At 63.6% G+C, this 16812-nt stretch carries 15 protein-coding genes and 1 tRNA gene; 9 read left to right on the top strand and 7 right to left on the bottom strand.

The window, feature by feature from the left end; translation table 11 throughout:
* Positions 1-244: 244 nt before the first annotated feature.
* From R9B85_RS16475 to R9B85_RS16435, 9 genes are all read left to right on the top strand, one after another.
* Positions 245-1966, top strand: a complete 1722-nt coding sequence (locus tag R9B85_RS16475) for a tetratricopeptide repeat protein (RefSeq protein ID WP_112251982.1) — start codon at positions 245-247, stop codon at positions 1964-1966.
* Positions 1967-1970: 4 nt separating this feature from the next.
* Positions 1971-2588 carry a lipoprotein insertase outer membrane protein LolB gene (gene lolB / locus R9B85_RS16470; RefSeq protein ID WP_085626905.1) on the top strand — a complete coding sequence of 206 codons (618 nt, stop codon included), beginning with the start codon at positions 1971-1973 and terminating at the stop codon, positions 2586-2588.
* Between the two features lie 3 nt (positions 2589-2591).
* Entirely contained in the window at positions 2592-3452 is an 861-nt protein-coding gene (gene ispE, locus R9B85_RS16465; protein ID WP_112251981.1) for a 4-(cytidine 5'-diphospho)-2-C-methyl-D-erythritol kinase, read from the top strand.
* Between the two features lie 20 nt (positions 3453-3472).
* Positions 3473-3547: transfer RNA gene (locus R9B85_RS16460), tRNA-Gln, on the top strand.
* Between the two features lie 47 nt (positions 3548-3594).
* Positions 3595-4536, top strand: a complete 942-nt coding sequence (locus tag R9B85_RS16455) for a ribose-phosphate pyrophosphokinase (RefSeq protein WP_003247410.1) — start codon at positions 3595-3597, stop codon at positions 4534-4536.
* A 121-nt stretch (positions 4537-4657) separates the two neighbouring features.
* Positions 4658-5251 carry a 50S ribosomal protein L25/general stress protein Ctc gene (locus R9B85_RS16450; RefSeq protein WP_112251980.1) on the top strand — a complete coding sequence of 198 codons (594 nt, stop codon included), beginning with the start codon at positions 4658-4660 and terminating at the stop codon, positions 5249-5251.
* 79 nt (positions 5252-5330) lie between these two features.
* Positions 5331-5915: an aminoacyl-tRNA hydrolase gene (pth, locus tag R9B85_RS16445; protein ID WP_009686183.1), complete on the top strand. Its 585-nt coding sequence runs from the start codon at positions 5331-5333 to the stop codon at positions 5913-5915.
* A 24-nt stretch (positions 5916-5939) separates the two neighbouring features.
* Entirely contained in the window at positions 5940-7040 is a 1101-nt protein-coding gene (gene ychF / locus R9B85_RS16440) for a redox-regulated ATPase YchF (RefSeq protein ID WP_016713314.1), read from the top strand.
* Between the two features lie 184 nt (positions 7041-7224).
* A complete protein-coding gene (locus tag R9B85_RS16435) occupies positions 7225-8937 on the top strand; it encodes a SulP family inorganic anion transporter (protein ID WP_112251979.1) in 1713 nt (570 codons plus the stop codon).
* 89 nt (positions 8938-9026) lie between these two features.
* Here the strand turns inward: R9B85_RS16435 and R9B85_RS16430 are convergent, their stop codons facing one another.
* The 7 genes from R9B85_RS16430 to ycaC form a co-directional block, all read right to left on the bottom strand.
* Positions 9027-10049 (bottom strand): DUF2955 domain-containing protein, encoded by a 1023-nt coding sequence (locus tag R9B85_RS16430; protein ID WP_423770375.1) that lies wholly within the window; start codon positions 10047-10049, stop codon positions 9027-9029.
* Complete coding sequence (locus R9B85_RS16425; protein ID WP_112251977.1) at positions 10039-11136, bottom strand: HlyD family secretion protein; 1098 nt, start codon at positions 11134-11136, stop codon at positions 10039-10041. The genes R9B85_RS16430 and R9B85_RS16425 overlap by 11 nt, the downstream gene beginning before the upstream one ends.
* Positions 11133-12653 (bottom strand): efflux transporter outer membrane subunit, encoded by a 1521-nt coding sequence (locus R9B85_RS16420; protein WP_423770374.1) that lies wholly within the window; start codon positions 12651-12653, stop codon positions 11133-11135. Before R9B85_RS16420 ends, R9B85_RS16425 begins: the two co-directional genes overlap by 4 nt.
* Positions 12654-12666: 13 nt before the next feature.
* Positions 12667-13764 carry an AI-2E family transporter gene (locus tag R9B85_RS16415; protein ID WP_215520276.1) on the bottom strand — a complete coding sequence of 366 codons (1098 nt, stop codon included), beginning with the start codon at positions 13762-13764 and terminating at the stop codon, positions 12667-12669.
* A gap of 37 nt (positions 13765-13801) precedes the next feature.
* Positions 13802-14998 carry a monovalent cation:proton antiporter-2 (CPA2) family protein gene (locus R9B85_RS16410; RefSeq protein WP_313852729.1) on the bottom strand — a complete coding sequence of 399 codons (1197 nt, stop codon included), beginning with the start codon at positions 14996-14998 and terminating at the stop codon, positions 13802-13804.
* A gap of 36 nt (positions 14999-15034) precedes the next feature.
* Positions 15035-15853: a polyphosphate kinase 2 gene (gene ppk2, locus R9B85_RS16405; RefSeq protein WP_112251973.1), complete on the bottom strand. Its 819-nt coding sequence runs from the start codon at positions 15851-15853 to the stop codon at positions 15035-15037.
* 264 nt (positions 15854-16117) lie between these two features.
* Positions 16118-16738: an isochorismate family cysteine hydrolase YcaC gene (ycaC, locus tag R9B85_RS16400; protein WP_010951959.1), complete on the bottom strand. Its 621-nt coding sequence runs from the start codon at positions 16736-16738 to the stop codon at positions 16118-16120.
* Between the last annotated feature and the right edge of the window lie 74 nt (positions 16739-16812).

Below are 16812 nucleotides of genomic sequence, written 5' to 3'. Positions count from 1 at the left end.
TGGCCTGACAAGTTCGGTACGTTGCAACAAATGTGGGAGCGGGCTTGTCCCGCGAAGCGCCGCGCGGGCGGCGCTCGATCTCAAAGGCGCAGAAAGTGTCAAGCCATACACCCGGCACAACCAACCTGCCCGGAACCCTTCCCCCCCTCAAAGGTCGCAGTTAACCAGCCACAGCACAGGTGGGTTTGCCCCCGCGCTTGTGTCATCATGCTCCGACCGCCGGTGAGTCCTCTCAAAGCCTTCTATGAACAAACCATACGCATTGCTGCTTGCCTTCGCCCTGCTCCAGGGCTGCCAGAGCCTGGCCCCGCAAAAAGCCGAGCCTCCCGTCGCCGAGGCCGGCAAGAGCGAGGTGGAAAAGCCCGTGGTGTATGGCTCGTTCAAGCAGGACACGCTCTATAGCCTGCTGGTGGCGGAGCTGGCTGGCCAGCGCAATCGCTTCGACATCGCCCTGGCCAACTACACCGACCAGGCCGCGAAAACCCAAGACCCAGGGGTATCCGAGCGCGCCTACCGCATTGCCGAATACCTCGGCGCCGACGAACCGGCACTGGACAACGCGCTGGTCTGGGCCCGCAACGACCCGCAGAACCTCGACGCCCAGCGCGCCGCTGCCATCCAGCTGGCCCGCGCAGGCCGCTATGACGACTCCATGACGTACATGGAAAAAGTCCTCCAAGGCCAGGGCGACACCCATTTCGATTTCCTCGCCCTGTCCGCCGCCGAAACCGACCAGAGCACCCGCGACGGCCTGCTGCAAAGCTTCGAGCGGCTGCTGGTGAAGTACCCGGACAACAGCCAGCTGGTGTTCGGCAAGGCCCTGCTGCTGAACCAGGACGGCAAGGCCGAAGAAGCCTTGGAGCTGCTCGAGTCGCACCCGCCGCAAAACGGCGAAATCGCCCCGATCCTGCTGCGCGCGCGCCTGCTGCAAGCCCTGGACCGTGGCCCGGAGGCCCTGCCTCTGCTGCGCGGGGCGATTCGCGACAACCCCGACGACAAGCGCCTGCGTCTGACCTACGCCCGCACCCTGGTCGAACAGGACCGCATCGCCGATGCCAAGGGCGAGTTCCTCAGCCTGGTCCAGCAATACCCCGAGGACGACGAGCTGCGCTATTCGCTGGCCCTGGTGTGCCTGGAAAACAAGGACTGGGATGAAGCCGAGGGCTACCTGCAGGAGCTGATCGAACGCGACAGCAACGTCGACGCCGCACACCTGAACCTGGGCCGCATCCGCGAGGAGCGCCACGACCCTGCAGGCGCCCTGCGTGAATACGCCCTGGTCGGCCCCGGCCCCGACTACCTGCCGGCGCAACTGCGCCAGGCCGACATCCTGATTGCCAACGGCCGTGGTACCGAAGCCTCGCGCCTGCTCGCCGATGCCCGCGAAGCCCAGCCGGACTACGCCATCCAGCTGTTCCTGATCGAATCGGAAAGCTATAGCAACAACAACAAGGACACTCAGGCCAGCCAGGTGCTGCAACAAGCCATCCAGCGCTACCCGGACGACCTCAACCTGCTGTACACCCGCGCCATGCTGGCCGAAAAGCGTGACGACCTGCCGCAGATGGAAAAAGACCTGCGTGCCATCATCACCCGCGAGCCGGAAAACGCCATGGCCCTGAACGCCCTCGGCTATACCCTGGCCGACCGCACCACCCGCTACAGCGAAGCCAAGGCGCTGATCGACAAGGCCCATCAGCTGACCCCCGACGACCCGGCGGTACTCGACAGCCTGGGCTGGGTCAATTACCGCCTGGGCAACCTCGACGAGGCTGAAACCTACCTGCGCAAGGCTTTTGCCAGCTTCCCCGACCACGAAGTGGCCGCCCACCTGGGCGAAGTGCTGTGGGCCAACGGCAAGCGACGCGAAGCCCGCCAGGTCTGGGCCAAGGGCTTCGAAGCCCAGGCCGACAGCCCCATCCTGCGCAAGACCCTCCTGCGCCTGACCGGATCCGAGACTCTCTAACGCCATGTTCCTGCGCCATTGCATTACCTTCACCCTGATCGCCCTGCTCGCCGGCTGTGCCGGCTTCGGTAGCCGCGAGGCCCTGCAGGGCCACGGCGACCCGCAGCAGTGGCGCGCCCATAAAGAGCAGCTGAGCAGCCTCGATGGCTGGCAGATCAACGGCAAGGTCGGCATCCGTGCCCCGCGCGACTCCGGCAGTGGCACGCTGTTCTGGCTGCAACGCCAGGACTACTACGACATCCGCCTGGCCGGCCCGCTGGGCCGTGGCGCCGCACGCCTGACCGGTCGCCCCGGCAGCGTGGTACTGGAAGTCGCCAACCAGGGCCGCTACGAGGCCCCAAGCCCCGAAGCCCTGCTGGAAGAGCAACTGGGCTGGCAGTTGCCGGTCTCGCACCTGGTCTGGTGGGTACGCGGCCTGCCCGCTCCCGACAGCAAGAGCAAGCTGACGTTGGACGGCGACAGCCGCCTGGCCAGCCTCGACCAGGATGGCTGGCAGGTGCAGTACCTGAGCTACACGGAGCAGAACGGCTACTGGCTGCCCGAGCGCCTGAAGCTGCACGGCAAGGACCTCGACGTGACCCTGGTGGTCAAGGACTGGCAGCCGCGCCAGCTGGGGCACTGATACATGCAGACCCTTACCCTGCCCGCCCCGGCCAAGCTCAACCTTTGGCTGCACATCATCGGCCGCCGCGCGGACGGCTACCACGAGCTGGAAACCGTCTTTCAGTTTCTCGATCACGGCGACGAGCTGAGCTTCGCCGTGCGTGACGACGGCGTGATCCGCCTGCATACCGAAATCGAGGCGGTGCCGCACGACAGCAACCTGATCGTGCGTGCCGCGCGCAAGCTGCAGGAACAATCGGGCACGACGTTGGGCGCCGACATCTGGCTGAGCAAGGTGCTGCCCATGGGCGGCGGCATCGGCGGCGGCAGCTCGGATGCCGCCACTACCCTGTTGGCCCTCGCCCACCTGTGGCAACTGGACTGGAGCGAAGACCGCCTGGCCACCCTGGGCCTGAGCCTGGGCGCCGACGTACCGGTTTTCGTGCGCGGCCACGCGGCGTTCGCCCAGGGCGTGGGTGAACAATTGACCCCGGTCGACCCGGAAGAGCCGTGGTATGTCGTGCTTGTGCCGCAAGTGTCTGTCAGCACAGTAGAAATTTTTTCACATCCACAGTTGACACGTGATTCGCTCCCCCTTAAGATGCGCCCCGTTCCCGAGGGAAACAGTCGAAATGACTGCCAACCGGTGGTAGAGCAGAGTTACCCGGAAGTTCGCAATGCGTTGAATTCACTGGGTAAATTCACTGAAGCTCGACTGACCGGTACTGGAAGTTGTGTGTTTGGGGCCTTCCCAAGCAAAGCCGAAGCTGATAAAGTTCTGGCCCTTCTTTCAGCGACCCAAACAGGGTTTGTGGCGAAAGGAAGCAACGTTTCGATGTTGCATCGCAAGCTGCAAAGTCTGGTCAAGAAGTCGAGCGCATAAGCGTTCGCAGCAACAGATACAGGGGCGTCGCCAAGCGGTAAGGCAGCAGGTTTTGATCCTGCCATGCGTTGGTTCGAATCCAGCCGCCCCTGCCATTTTCCTTATACTCATCCAGGTTACCCTCAGCCTTCAGGTACTGCGCGTGTCCAAGATGATGGTCTTTACGGGGAACGCTAACCCCGATCTGGCTCGGCGTGTCGTACGTCAGCTGCATATCCCTCTCGGTGACGTCTCTGTCGGTAAGTTCTCCGACGGCGAGATCAGCACTGAGATCAATGAGAATGTCCGCGGTAAAGACGTCTTCATTATTCAGCCGACCTGTGCCCCGACCAACGATAACCTGATGGAACTGGTAGTGATGGCCGACGCCTTCCGCCGCTCCTCAGCATCCCGAATCACCGCCGTGATTCCTTACTTCGGATACGCCCGCCAGGACCGCCGTCCGCGTTCGGCACGTGTAGCCATCAGCGCCAAAGTCGTCGCTGACATGCTCACTGTCGTAGGTATCGACCGTGTACTCACCGTCGACCTGCACGCTGACCAGATCCAGGGTTTCTTCGATATCCCGGTCGACAACATCTACGGCTCGCCCGTACTGGTCGACGATATCGAAGACCAGCGTTTCGAGAACCTGATGATCGTCTCCCCGGACATCGGTGGTGTCGTGCGCGCACGTGCCGTCGCCAAGTCCCTGGGCGTCGACCTGGGTATCATCGACAAGCGCCGCGAGAAGGCTAACCACTCCGAGGTCATGCATATCATCGGCGACGTCGAAGGGCGCACCTGCATCCTGGTAGACGACATGGTCGACACCGCCGGCACCCTGTGCCACGCGGCCAAAGCCCTGAAAGAACACGGCGCTGCCAAGGTTTACGCCTACTGCACGCACCCTGTCCTGTCGGGCCGCGCGATCGAGAACATCGAGAAGTCGGTACTGGACGAGCTGGTGGTGACCAACACCGTTCCGCTGTCCGCCGCTGCTCAAGCCTGTGACCGTATCCGCCAGCTGGATATCGCACCGGTTGTCGCTGAAGCGGTCCGCCGCATCAGCAACGAAGAATCGATCAGCGCGATGTTCCGCTAAGCGGAACACACGCTGACGAAAAGCGCCCCGCCCCAACACTGGTTGTTGGGGCGGGGCTTTTTTGCCATCCCCGTTGGCGCTGGTCGCAAACGCCCTCGGGGGGCTATTTTGGAGAAACAAAATGACCGAATTCACTCTGAACGCCCAAGCGCGTACTGACCTGGGGAAAGGTGCGAGCCGCCGCCTGCGTCACTCCGCGAACATCCCAGCCGTTGTCTACGGTGGTAACCAGGAAGCTCAGTCCCTGACCATCCTGGCCAAGGAAATCACCAAGCTGTTCGAAAACGAAGCTGCCTTCAGCCACGTAATCGAGCTGAACGTTGACGGCGTCAAGCAGAACGTCATCATCAAGGCCATGCAGCGTCACCCAGCCAAGCAGTTCATCATGCACGCCGACTTCATTCGCGTCGTTGCTGGCCAGAAACTGACCGCCAAGGTACCGGTTCACTTCATCAACGAAGAAGCCCCGGTCAAGAAAGGCGGCGAGATCTCCCACGTAGAAGCCGAGATCGAAGTTTCCTGCGAAGCCAAAGACCTGCCTGAGTTCATCGAAGTCGACCTGGCCAACGCTGAAATCGGCACCATCATCCACCTGTCGGACCTGAAAGCTCCGAAAGGCGTAGAGTTCGTAGCTCTGGCCCACGGTGATGACAAAGCTGTTGCCAACGTTCACGCTCCACGCGTTGCTCCAGAAGCAGAAGGCGCTGCCGAGTAATCCACTCGCACGCCGGCGTTGATCGGGTTACAGTGCCGCGCGCCCTGTAACCCACCAACTCCAAGGAAGAGCCCCTGACGTGACCGCCATCCAGTTGATCGTCGGCCTGGGTAACCCCGGCCCCGAATACGAACAGACCCGGCATAACGCAGGGGCTCTTTTCGTTGAACGCATTGCCAGCGCCCAGCGCGTTTCGCTGACCGCTGACAAAAAGTATTTCGGCCTGACGGCTAAATTCAGCCATCAGGGCAACGACGTTCGTTTGTTGATCCCCACCACCTACATGAACCGCAGCGGCCAGGCCGTGGCGGCGTTGGCCAATTTCTTCCGCATCAAGCCGGAGGCGATCCTGGTGGCGCATGACGAACTCGACCTGCCTCCGGGCGTCGCCAAGCTCAAGCGCGGCGGTGGCCATGGTGGGCACAACGGCCTGCGCGACATCATCGCGCAGCTCGGCAACCAGAACGACTTCCACCGCCTGCGGCTTGGCATCGGCCACCCGGGCGACGCCAAACTGGTCTCCAACTTCGTCCTGGGCCGCGCGCCGCGCGCCGAGCAGGAGAAGCTCGACGCCAGCATCGATTTTGCCCTCGGCGTGCTGCCGGACGTGCTTGCCGGCGACTTTGCCAAGGCGATGCGCGAGCTGCACAGCCAGAAGGCCTGATTTCCTTTAGAGAGGGGAATACCCATGGGTTTCAATTGCGGCATCGTCGGCCTGCCCAACGTCGGCAAGTCCACCCTGTTCAACGCCCTGACCAAGTCTGGCATCGCGGCGGAGAACTTCCCCTTCTGCACCATCGAGCCTAACAGCGGCATCGTGCCGATGCCCGATGCGCGCTTGAATGCCTTGGCTGAAATCGTCAAGCCAAACCGCATCCTGCCGACCACCATGGAGTTCGTCGACATCGCCGGCCTGGTGGCTGGTGCCTCGAAAGGTGAAGGCCTGGGCAACAAGTTCCTCGCCAACATCCGCGAAACCGACGCCATTGCCCACGTGGTGCGCTGCTTCGAAGACGAGAACGTGATCCACGTTTCCAACAGCGTCGACCCCAAGCGCGACATCGAGATCATCGACCTCGAACTGATCTTCGCCGACCTCGACAGCTGCGAGAAGCAACTGCAGAAGGTTGCCCGCAACGCCAAGGGCGGCGACAAGGAAGCCCTGGCGCAGAAGGCCATCCTCGAACAGCTGATCCCGCACTTCACCGAAGGCAAGCCTGCGCGCAGCCTGATGAAGAACATGAGCGCCGAAGACAAGGCGGTCATTCGCGGTTTCCACCTGCTGACCAGCAAGCCGGTCATGTACATCGCCAACGTGGCCGAAGACGGCTTCGACAACAATCCGCACCTGGACGTGGTCAAGGCCATCGCCGAGGAAGAAGGCGCGGTAGTGGTGCCGGTGTGCAACAAGATCGAAGCGGAAATCGCCGAGCTGGACGACGGTGAAGAGAAGGACATGTTCCTCGAGGCCCTGGGCCTGGAAGAGCCTGGCCTGAACCGCGTGATCCGCGCCGGTTACGAGCTGCTGAACCTGCAGACCTACTTCACTGCCGGCGTGCAGGAAGTACGTGCCTGGACCGTCCGCGTCGGCGCCACTGCTCCGCAGGCAGCCGGGGTTATCCACACCGATTTCGAAAAAGGCTTCATCCGCGCTGAAGTGGTGGCCTATGACGACTTCATCCAGTTCAAGGGTGAAAGCGGTGCCAAGGAAGCCGGAAAATGGCGCCTGGAAGGCAAGGACTACATTGTCAAGGACGGTGACGTGATGCACTTCCGCTTCAACGTCTAAGCGCCAGCCTGCAGTACCCACAAACCCCTTGAGGCCAACGCCTCAAGGGGTTTTGTTTTTTCTGGCATTTGGCAGGGCGCGCGTCCCCTGTGGGAGCAGCCTTGTGTCGCGAAATGATCGCAAAGCGGCCCCGGAATTCAGCATCTAAGCTGTGATTCAGCACCCTCCCCCGGACGCGCGCATCATGCCCGAAAAACCCCGCCTCGACTGGCAACGCTGGCTTCCCGGCCTGGTCACCCTGCTCCACTACCAACCCGCCTGGCTACCCAAAGACATCGCCGCCGGCCTGGTGCTCACCACCATGCTGGTGCCGGTGGGCATCGCCTATGCCGAAGCGTCCGGCGTACCCGGAATCTATGGCCTGTACGCCACCATCATCCCGCTGCTGGCCTATGCCCTGTTCGGCCCCAGCCGCATCCTCGTACTGGGCCCGGACTCGGCACTGGCCGCGCCGATCCTGGCGGTGGTGGTGCAATATGCCGCCAGCGAGCCGCAACGGGCTATCGCCATCGCCAGCATGATGGCCCTGGTTGCCGGGGCGTTCTGTGTGATCGCCGGTTTGCTGCGCCTGGGCTTCATCACAGAGTTGCTGTCCAAGCCGATCCGCTATGGCTACATGAATGGCATTGCCCTCACGGTGCTGATCAGTCAGTTGCCCAAACTGTTCGGCCTGTCGGTCGACAGCCAGGGCCCGCTGCGGGATACCTGGAACCTGATCCAGGCCTTGCTCGCCGGCCAGGGCCATTGGCCAAGCTTCGTAGTCGGTGGCGGTAGCCTGGCGCTGATCCTGCTGCTCAAGCCGTTCAAGCGCTTGCCGGGCATTCTCATTGCGGTGGTGGCGGCTACGCTGGCGGTGAGCCTGCTGGGGCTCGACCAGCAAGGCGTGAAAGTGCTCGGCGAACTGCCCCAGGGGCTACCCAGCCTGGTCTTCCCCTGGGTCAACGATATCGACCTGGTGGAAGTATTGCTAGGCGGCATCGCGGTGGCACTGGTGTCGTTCGCCGATACCAGCGTGCTGTCGCGCTCCTATGCCGCGCGCATGAAGATGCCGGTCAATCCGAACCAGGAAATGTTCGGCCTGGGTGTGGCCAACCTGGCCTCCGGACTGTTCCAGGGCATCCCGATCAGCAGCAGCTCGTCGCGTACCCCGGTGGCCGAGGCGGCGGGTTCGAAAACCCAACTTACCGGTATCATCGGCGCGCTGGCGGTAACCCTGTTGCTGCTGGTCGCGCCCAACCTGATGCAACACCTGCCCAACAGCGCCCTGGCGGCGGTGGTAATCGCCGCAGCGTTGGGCCTGTTCGAGTTTGCCGACCTCAAGCGCATCTTCCGCATGCAGCAATGGGAATTCTGGCTGTCGTTCACCTGCTTCGTCGGCGTAGCGGTATTCGGGGCCATTCCCGGTATCTGCATTGCCGTGGCGATATCGGTGATCGAATTCCTGTGGGACGGCTGGCGGCCGCATCATGCGGTGCTGGGACGGGTGGATGGCACCCGCGGTTACCATGATGTGCAGCGTTATCCACAGGCCCGACGCATTCCGGGGCTGGTGCTGCTGCGTTGGGACGCGCCGCTGTTCTTTGCCAATGCCGAGCAGTTCCAGAGCACGGTGATGGCGGCGGTGGACGCATCACCTACCCCGGTTCAACGGTTGGTGATTGCGGCGGAGCCGGTGACCAGCATCGATATCACCTCGGCAGACATGCTGGCCGAGCTGGACCGGGCGCTGGAGGCGCGGGGGGTGGAGTTGCAATTTGCCGAGATGAAGGACCCGGTAAAGGACAAGATGCGGCGGTTCGAGTTGTTCGAGCATATGGGGGAGTCGGCGTTTCATCCCACTGTCGGTGCGGCGGTGGATGCCTATCTGGAAGAGAGTGGGGTTGACTGGAAGCCCTAGGTTTTCCTGGACTGGCCTCTTCGCGGGTGAACCCGCTCCCACAGGCATGGCGTTGCCCATGGGATCACACAATCCTTGTGGGAGCGGGTTTACCCGCGAACAAGCCCACGCCTTGTCCGAAGCCGATCAATCCATATGAGCATGGCACTGGCATACACCGACACCGCCAGGAACAACGCCATGCGCACGGCAAAGGCACGATACACATCCTGCCCGCCCGCGCTGTCCTGCACCGACTGCCCCAGCAAGATCAGCATGGTCGTCAGGCAACTCACCCAGTATGCCGGGCTTTGCCTGGTATCCACCGCACGGTAAAGCCTGCGCCCCTGCCAAAGGACGAACAGCAGCACCCACAGGAAAAACATCCACAGGTGCACGAACAGGCTCAACGCGCCCCACGTCAGTATCGCCAGCAACCCGGCAAGCAAGGTCGAGCCGATCAGCTCGCGGCTGGCATGCCGCGCGCGGGTTTCGCCGGCCTGCTGCCCCAGGCTCACTGCCTTCATGATCAGCGGCATGTACTGGTCCGGGGCGATCAGCGCCAGCAAAAAGGCCGGCATGACGATCAACGTGGCACGCAAGGCGACCCAGCTCACCTGATCACTATCGAGCAGAGGCGGTGCCGGTTGTGCCGGCGCATCGGCCGGCTCGGGAAACAGCACATGTGCTGCAGCGCTACCCAGTACCGCCAGCAGCATGCCTTTGGCCAGCGCTTCGACCACCGACAGCGCCAGGGTGAAGTCGCTGGTGCCGGCGGCGGCAATCATGGTCAGGCCGATCACCAGCAAATTGGCCAGCAGGCCGTTGCCGCCTTTCAGCGCATAACGCAAGGTCAGGAAAACCCCACCCCCCACCAACAACACCCCACTCGCCGGGGCATGGCGCAACAGCGGAATCAGCAGCAGCCCGCTGCCACAGGCAAGCAGCACCAGCACCGCCAGGGCCGGTGCCGCACGCAGGGGCAAGGGCTGGCTGCGCATGGCCAGCAACAGCACCGCAAATACCGGCGCCAGGATCGGCACCGGCAGGCCGATGCCGAAACTCACCGCTAGGCACAGCGCCACGCCCCATGCCAGGCGCAGGGCGCGCAGGCGGCGCAGCTCAATAGGCATACGACAGCCAGCTCATCAGCCACATGAACAGCCGGCCCAGCAGGTTCAATGGGTTGCCCTCGCTTGGCAGGGCCATGACTTCGGCCTGGCCGCCAACCCGCAAACCGCTCTTGTCCTGCAACTGGTCACGCTCCAGTTCGACGATCACCGGGAAGCGCTGCGCAGAACGCAGCCACTCGCGGCTGTTCTGCACGGTCGGCAACGTGCCCGGCGGATTACTCTGGCCCACGCTCACGCCGTAGCCGATGCTGCGAATGCGCCCCTTCAGCACCGTGCCGGGCAGCGCATCGAGCACTACCAGTACCGGGGTTTCAGGGCGCAGCCGAGCGAGGTTGTTCTCGGTCATGTCGGCACTTATCCACACGTCATGGATGGCGATCAGGGTCATCATTGGGCTGCCGGCACCGACATAATGGCCAACGTCGGTGCGCAGGTCGGTAATCAGCCCGTTTGCATCGGCGCGTACCACAGTGCGCGCAAGGTCCAGTCGGGCCTTTTCCACATTGGCCGCCGCGCTGCGCAGTTGGGCGTTGTCGTCCTGCGCCCCGCCCTGCTGCTCACGGGCCCGCTCAACTTCGGCACGGGCTGCCGCCACCTGGCTGATAGCCTGGTCGCGGGTGGCCTGGGCACCCTCCAGGCGGCGCACCGACACCGTTCCCGGGTCTTCATCGATCAAGCGCTTGAGCCGTTCGGCGTCTTGCCGCGCCTTGCGCTCGTTGGCCTGGGCCGCCACCAGCGCCGCCTGGGCCGAGTCGATGCCAGCGGTGTGAGCGCCGATCTGCCGGCGTACCGCGTCCAGGTCGGCTTCGGCGCGGGCCAGGGCGATGCGGTATTGCTCCTGGTCCAGTTCGAACAGCACATCGCCCTTGCGTACTTCCTGGTTGTTGCCCACCGCCACACGCTTCACCTGCCCGGCCACCTCGGCACTAACCGGCACCACGTAGGCCTGCAGGCGGGCCTGCTGGGTATAGGGCGTGAAGCGGTCGGCCAGCAGGTACCACAGCAGGCTCACGGCAATCAGCAGCAGCACCCAGCGCATGCCGCGATCGGGGGCTGGCGGGGGTGGCGTCGGCGTAGCGTCGCTCATTTCGTTTCACCTTGTGCATGGGCGCTGGGGCCCGGCTCGTCGAGCAGTTCGCCCCAGTCTGTGCGTTGCTGCATCTGTTGGCGGGTGGCCGGGTCGATCGGTGTGCGGCTGGCGTCCCAGCCGCCGCCCAGGGCCTTGTACAGCGTCACCAGGCTGCTGACGGCATTGCCGCGGCTGACCAGGTAGCCGTCCTGTTGCTGCAGCAGCAGTTGCTGGGCGTCGAGCACGCGCTGGAAGTCGGCAAAGCCTTCGCGGTACTGCGAACTGGCCAGGTTCAGCGAGCGCTGCGCGGCCTGCGAGGCCTGGTCGCGAATGCTTGCGCTCTGCAGCGAACGCACCAGCCCGCTGGCGGCATCGTCGGCCTCGCGGGCGGCTTCGCGCACACCTTGGTGATAAAACTCGATCAGTTGCTGCAAGCGGGCGTCTTCCACGCGCACGGCGTTCTTGCGGCGGCCGTAGTCGAACGGGTTCCAGATCAGGCTGGGCCCGGCGGCGATGTCGAAGGTATCGGGCAGGTGATTGGCCGTGACGAAGCTCCAGCCGATGCTGCCCAGCAGGCTCAGCTGTGGATAAAGGTCAGCCTCGGCCACCCCGACCAGCGCCGATTGCGCCGCTACCGCCTGCTCGGCGGCACGGATGTCCGGGCGACGCTGCAGCAGGTTGGCGGGCACGTCCTGCAGCACGGCACGGTCCGGTAACGGCAACTGGCCGTGGCCGGCATCCAGCTGTGGCAGCGGCCCGGGTGGCCGGCCGAGCAGCGAGCACAGCACGTTGCGCAGGCCATTGAGCTGGTTCTGGAACTCGGGGATGGTGGCCTGGGTAGCCAGGTACTGGGTACGCGCCTGTTGCCAGTCGAGTTCGTCATTTTCGCCATGACGGAACAGCCGCTCGGTTATCTCCAGGCTGCGCGCCTGGCGGCGGGCGTTCTCTTCGGCGATATCCAGCCGCGCCTCGGCGGTGCGCAGGGCAAAGTAGGTGTCGGCCACCTGCGCACGCAACAGCAACATGGCATCGGCGTAGTTGGCCTGGGAGGCGAAGTAGACGGCGTCGGCGCTTTCGATGGCGCGGCTGAAGCGCCCCCAGAAGTCGATTTCCCAGCCGACGTCGAAGCCCGCGCTGGATTGCCAGAACACCGAATCGCGAGCGGTGGCAGTACCGGACTGGTCCTGTTTCAGGTACAGGCTCTGGGCGCGCACCTGCTGCAGCTGTGGATAACGCCCGGTCTGCACGATGGCCAACTGGGCGCGGGCTTCGGCAATGCGCAAGCCGGCCACGCGCAGGTTGCTGTTATTGGCATCGGCCTCGGCGATCAAGGCATCCAGCGCCGGGTCGGCGAACACGGTCCACCACTGGCGCAGGTCGGGCGCCGCGGCCTGCTGCCCGGCCTGCTCTAGCAGCGGGGTGTTCCAGGTGCCCAGCCATGGGTCTTGCGGCGGCTGGAAGTCCGGGCCCACTTGAGTGCAGCCCACCAACATGGCCACCAGGCTCAGTGCACAACCATAGACGCGTCCGGGCATGGCAGTCCTTGGCTCACGCCGTCGGTTCGACGGGGTTTTCCGGCACCTGCAGCGCTACCCACTGCCAGAACAGTACATAAGTGACGCCCAGGATCACTGGGCCAATGAACAGGCCGATGATGCCTTTGACCACCATCCCGCCCAGTGCCCCGATCAGCACCACCGGCATCGGCACGTCCACCCCGCGCCCCAGCAGCAGCGGTTTGAGCACGTTGTCGGCAAGCCCGGCGACGAAGGTATAGATGGCGAAGATGATGGTCGCCACGGTAAAGCCCTCGGCGTTGAATACGTAGATGATCACCGGCAACGTGATCAGCGTGGCGGGGGCCTGGGCAATCCCCAGCATGAGGATGACGATCGCCAGCATCCCGGCACCCGGTACCCCTTTGATGACGAAGCCGACGCCGATCAGCAGCATCTGGATGAAGGCAATGCCGATCACGCCCTGGGCCACCGCGCGAATGGTGGCTGTGCACAGCTTGGCCAGTGGCTTGCCGCGCTCCTCGCCCGATACCCGCATGGCGATACGCTGAGCCGCGATTTCACCGCGTTGCCCGAAAGCCATGATCACCCCCGAGATGATGATTGCACCGATGAATAGCAGGAAGGCCCCACCAGCGCTGGCCGCCGCCCCCAGTACCGTGCGCCCTGCCCCCTTGAGCTGGGGCATCCACTGGTTCAGCACACTGGCCATGTTTTCGGAGGCCGCCAGCCACAGGGCATGCACCTTCGGCCCGATCAGTGGCCAGGCCGCCACCGACTCGGGAGGTGCCGGCACGCTCCAGGCACCGCTCTTGAGCAGCGTCACCAGGCTGTCCACCGATTCGCCGATGGACATCACCACCAGGTAGATCGGCACCAGCAGCACCACCAGTACCAGTAGAACGACCAGCGTCGCCGAAAGCCCGTCCTTGAGCCCTGTGCGGCGCTGGATGCGGCAATGCAACGGGTACAAGGTCACCGCCAGGATCACCGCCCACAACATCAGCTCCAGGAACGGCTGGAACGTCTGGAAGGCGAAAATCACCAGGGCGGCCACCAGGCCGGCCTTGATGAGTACATCGAGCAAGCCCCGCGACAGGCTGCTGTCCAGCTTGATACCCGGTTGCATGCTTCACCTCCGAATCAGGTGCGCCATGTGGCGCGTTTCAATGGCCCGTTTCAGGGCTTGCCTGGGCTGGGCTGTCGTCACGCAACTGCCGCGCCAGGGCCATCATTACCAAGGGCACCACCGCCATCGACAAGGTGATGGCCAGCACCAGCAGGTCGTGCACCTGCTGCGCCAGCACCTGATGGTCCAGCGCCAGCTTGAACACCACGAAAGCAAACTCGCCGCCAGACGCCAGCACCACGCCCAGGCACAATGCCTGGGCCTGGTTGAGCCCACCGGCCATGCGCCCCAGGCCATACAGCAGCGGCAGCTTGATGACCACCAGCAGCAGGGTCAGCCCCAGCACCAGCAACGGCATGCCGAACAGCAGACGCAGGTCGGCGCTCATCCCCACCCCGACGAAGAACAGCCCCAGCAGCAAACCCTTGAGGGGCTCGATCTGGGATTCCAGTTCGTGGCGGAAAGGCGACTCGGCCATCAGGACGCCCGCAAGAAATGCCCCCAGTGCCATGGACACACCCACGTGCTCCATCACCCAGGCGGTGCCCAGCACCACCAGCAAGGCGGTAGCGGTAGACAGTTCGGGCAGGCCCGAACCGACTGTCCATTTGAAGACAGGGGTCAGCAGGTAGCGGCCAAAGATGATCACCACACCTATGCCAACCGCCACCGCCAGCATCGGCCAGGCACCTTCGTCGGCGGTACTGACATCACCACCGAGCAGTGGCACCACGGCAATCAGCGGGATCGCGGCAATGTCCTGGAACAGCAGGATCGCCACAGCGAGGCGGCCGTGCGGCTTGCCCAGATCCTTGCGCTCGGCCAGTACCTGCAGGCCAAACGCGGTGGACGACAACGCAAGGCCCACCCCCAGCACGATGGCAGCCGGCTTCGATTGGTCGAACAGCCAGTACGCCAGCAGGCCAAGCACCACAGCGCTCAGGCCCACTTGTAGCGAGCCAACGCCAAACAACGCGCGGCGCATGCTCCACAAACGCCGCGGCGACAGCTCCAGGCCGATGACGAACAGCAGCATCACCACGCCCATCTCCGACAGGCGCGCCACGTTATCCGGGTTGTTCAGCAGGCCAAACACCGATGGCCCTATCAGAATGCCCGCCAGCAGATAGCCAGGCACCGCCCCCATTTTCAAACGCTGCGCCAGCGGTACCAGAAGTACCACGGCCAGCAAAAACACCACCGTCGCCTGTAGCAGGCTGCCGTCATGTGGCATAGGTTTGCACCCTCGCTGCTCCCCGCAGGGAGGGGATCAGAAACGCTGTTCCACTTCTTTGAACGGGTAGGCAACGGCCTTGTACTTGCCGATCTTGCCGCGTCTGGGCAGCTTCACTGCCTGCTCTCGGGTGATGTCCTTGTAGGGAATGCGTGTCAGCAGATGGCTGATGATGTTCAGCCGGGCACGCCGCTTGTCGTTGGAGTGGGCCATGAACCAGGGCGCCCAAGCGGTATCCGAGGCGGCAAACATCTCATCACGGGCCTGTGTGTAGTCATCCCAGCGGGTGTAGGACTTGAGGTCCATGGGCGACAGCTTCCACAGCTTGCGGCCGTCGTTGATGCGGTCCTGCAGGCGCCGGGTCTGCTCTTCGGCGCTGACCTCGAGCCAGTACTTGATGAGGATGATGCCCGACTCGACCATGACCTTTTCGAACAGCGGCACGCCAGCCAGGAACCGGTCGGCCTGTTCGTTCGAGCAGAAGCCCATCACCCGTTCGACCCCGGCACGGTTGTACCAGCTGCGATCGAAGATCACCACTTCACCTGCGGCCGGCAGATGGCCGACATAGCGCTGCAGGTACATCTGGGTCTTTTCCCGCTCGGTCGGCGCCGGCAGTGCCACCACGCGGAATACTCTGGGGCTGACACGCTCGGTGATGGCCTTGATGGTACCGCCCTTGCCGGCACCGTCGCGGCCCTCGAAGACAATGCACACCTTCAGGCCCTTGGCCACCACCCACTCCTGCAGCTTCACCAATTCCACATGCAGCTGCTTGAGTTCCTTCTCGTAGGCCTTGCCGCCCAATTTCTCCGACTGGTCCTTGGCGTCTTTCTTCCTGGACGACTTCGACATGGCACTCTCCTGAGGGCGAATGAAGAGTCAGTATGGTCGATCCATGGCAGTTTGCCGCTTCGCTTGTTGTTTTCGCAGGTTGTGCGTCTAGTCGATTGATTTGTTGGGTATTCGGCTGACTGTGGGAGCGGGTTCACCCGCGAAAGCGTCGGCAGCTTCACTGACGCATTCGCGGGTGAACCCGCTCCCACAGGAACGCGCCAGCCTTTAGAAATCGAGTAAGACAGTTGCTCCCACAGGGTAGGGTGTGGCCTCGAGGCCGGATTACTTGGCCAGCTTGTTGTAGCTGGTCATCAGGTTGCGGTAATCCGGAATATGGTTGGAGAACAGGGTCCCCAGCCCTTCGATGTCATTGCGCCAGTCACGGTGCAGCTCGCAGGCCACGCCGAACCAGGTCATCAGTTGCGCACCGGCGGCCTCCATGCGCCGCCAGGCCGAGTCACGAGTCAGTTCGTTGAAGGTGCCGGAGGCGTCGGTGACGACGAATACCTCGAAGCCCTCCTCCAGAGCCGACAGTGCCGGGAAGGCCACGCACACTTCAGTCACCACGCCGGCGATCAGCAGCTGCTTCTTGCCGGTGGCCTTGACGGCCTTGACGAAGTCCTCGTTGTCCCAGGCGTTGATGTTGCCGGGGCGGGCGATGTACGGGGCGTCGGGGAACTGCTCTTTCAGTTCGGGCACCAGCGGGCCGTTGGGGCCGGTCTCGAAACTGGTGGTGAGAATGGTCGGCAGCTTGAAGTACTTGGCCAGGTCCGACAGGGCCAGGACGTTGTTCTTGAAGCGGTCGGGGTCGATGTCCCTTACCAGCGAGAGCAGGCCGGTCTGGTGGTCGACCAGCAGCACGGCGGCGTTGTTCTTGTCCAGACGCTTGTATTGGAAGGCCATGACGGTTCTCCTTGCTTCAGCAGGTTGGGATTATCAGCGTAGGCAAGGATGAGGGGTGGGTGGGACCGTCAGTC

This window comes from Pseudomonas sp. NLJ1 (genome assembly GCF_049486705.1).
Taxonomy (GTDB): domain Bacteria; phylum Pseudomonadota; class Gammaproteobacteria; order Pseudomonadales; family Pseudomonadaceae; genus Aquipseudomonas; species Aquipseudomonas inefficax.
The sequence above is the reverse complement of the archived record's forward strand: the minus strand, read 5'-3'. Positions and strand labels throughout refer to the sequence as shown.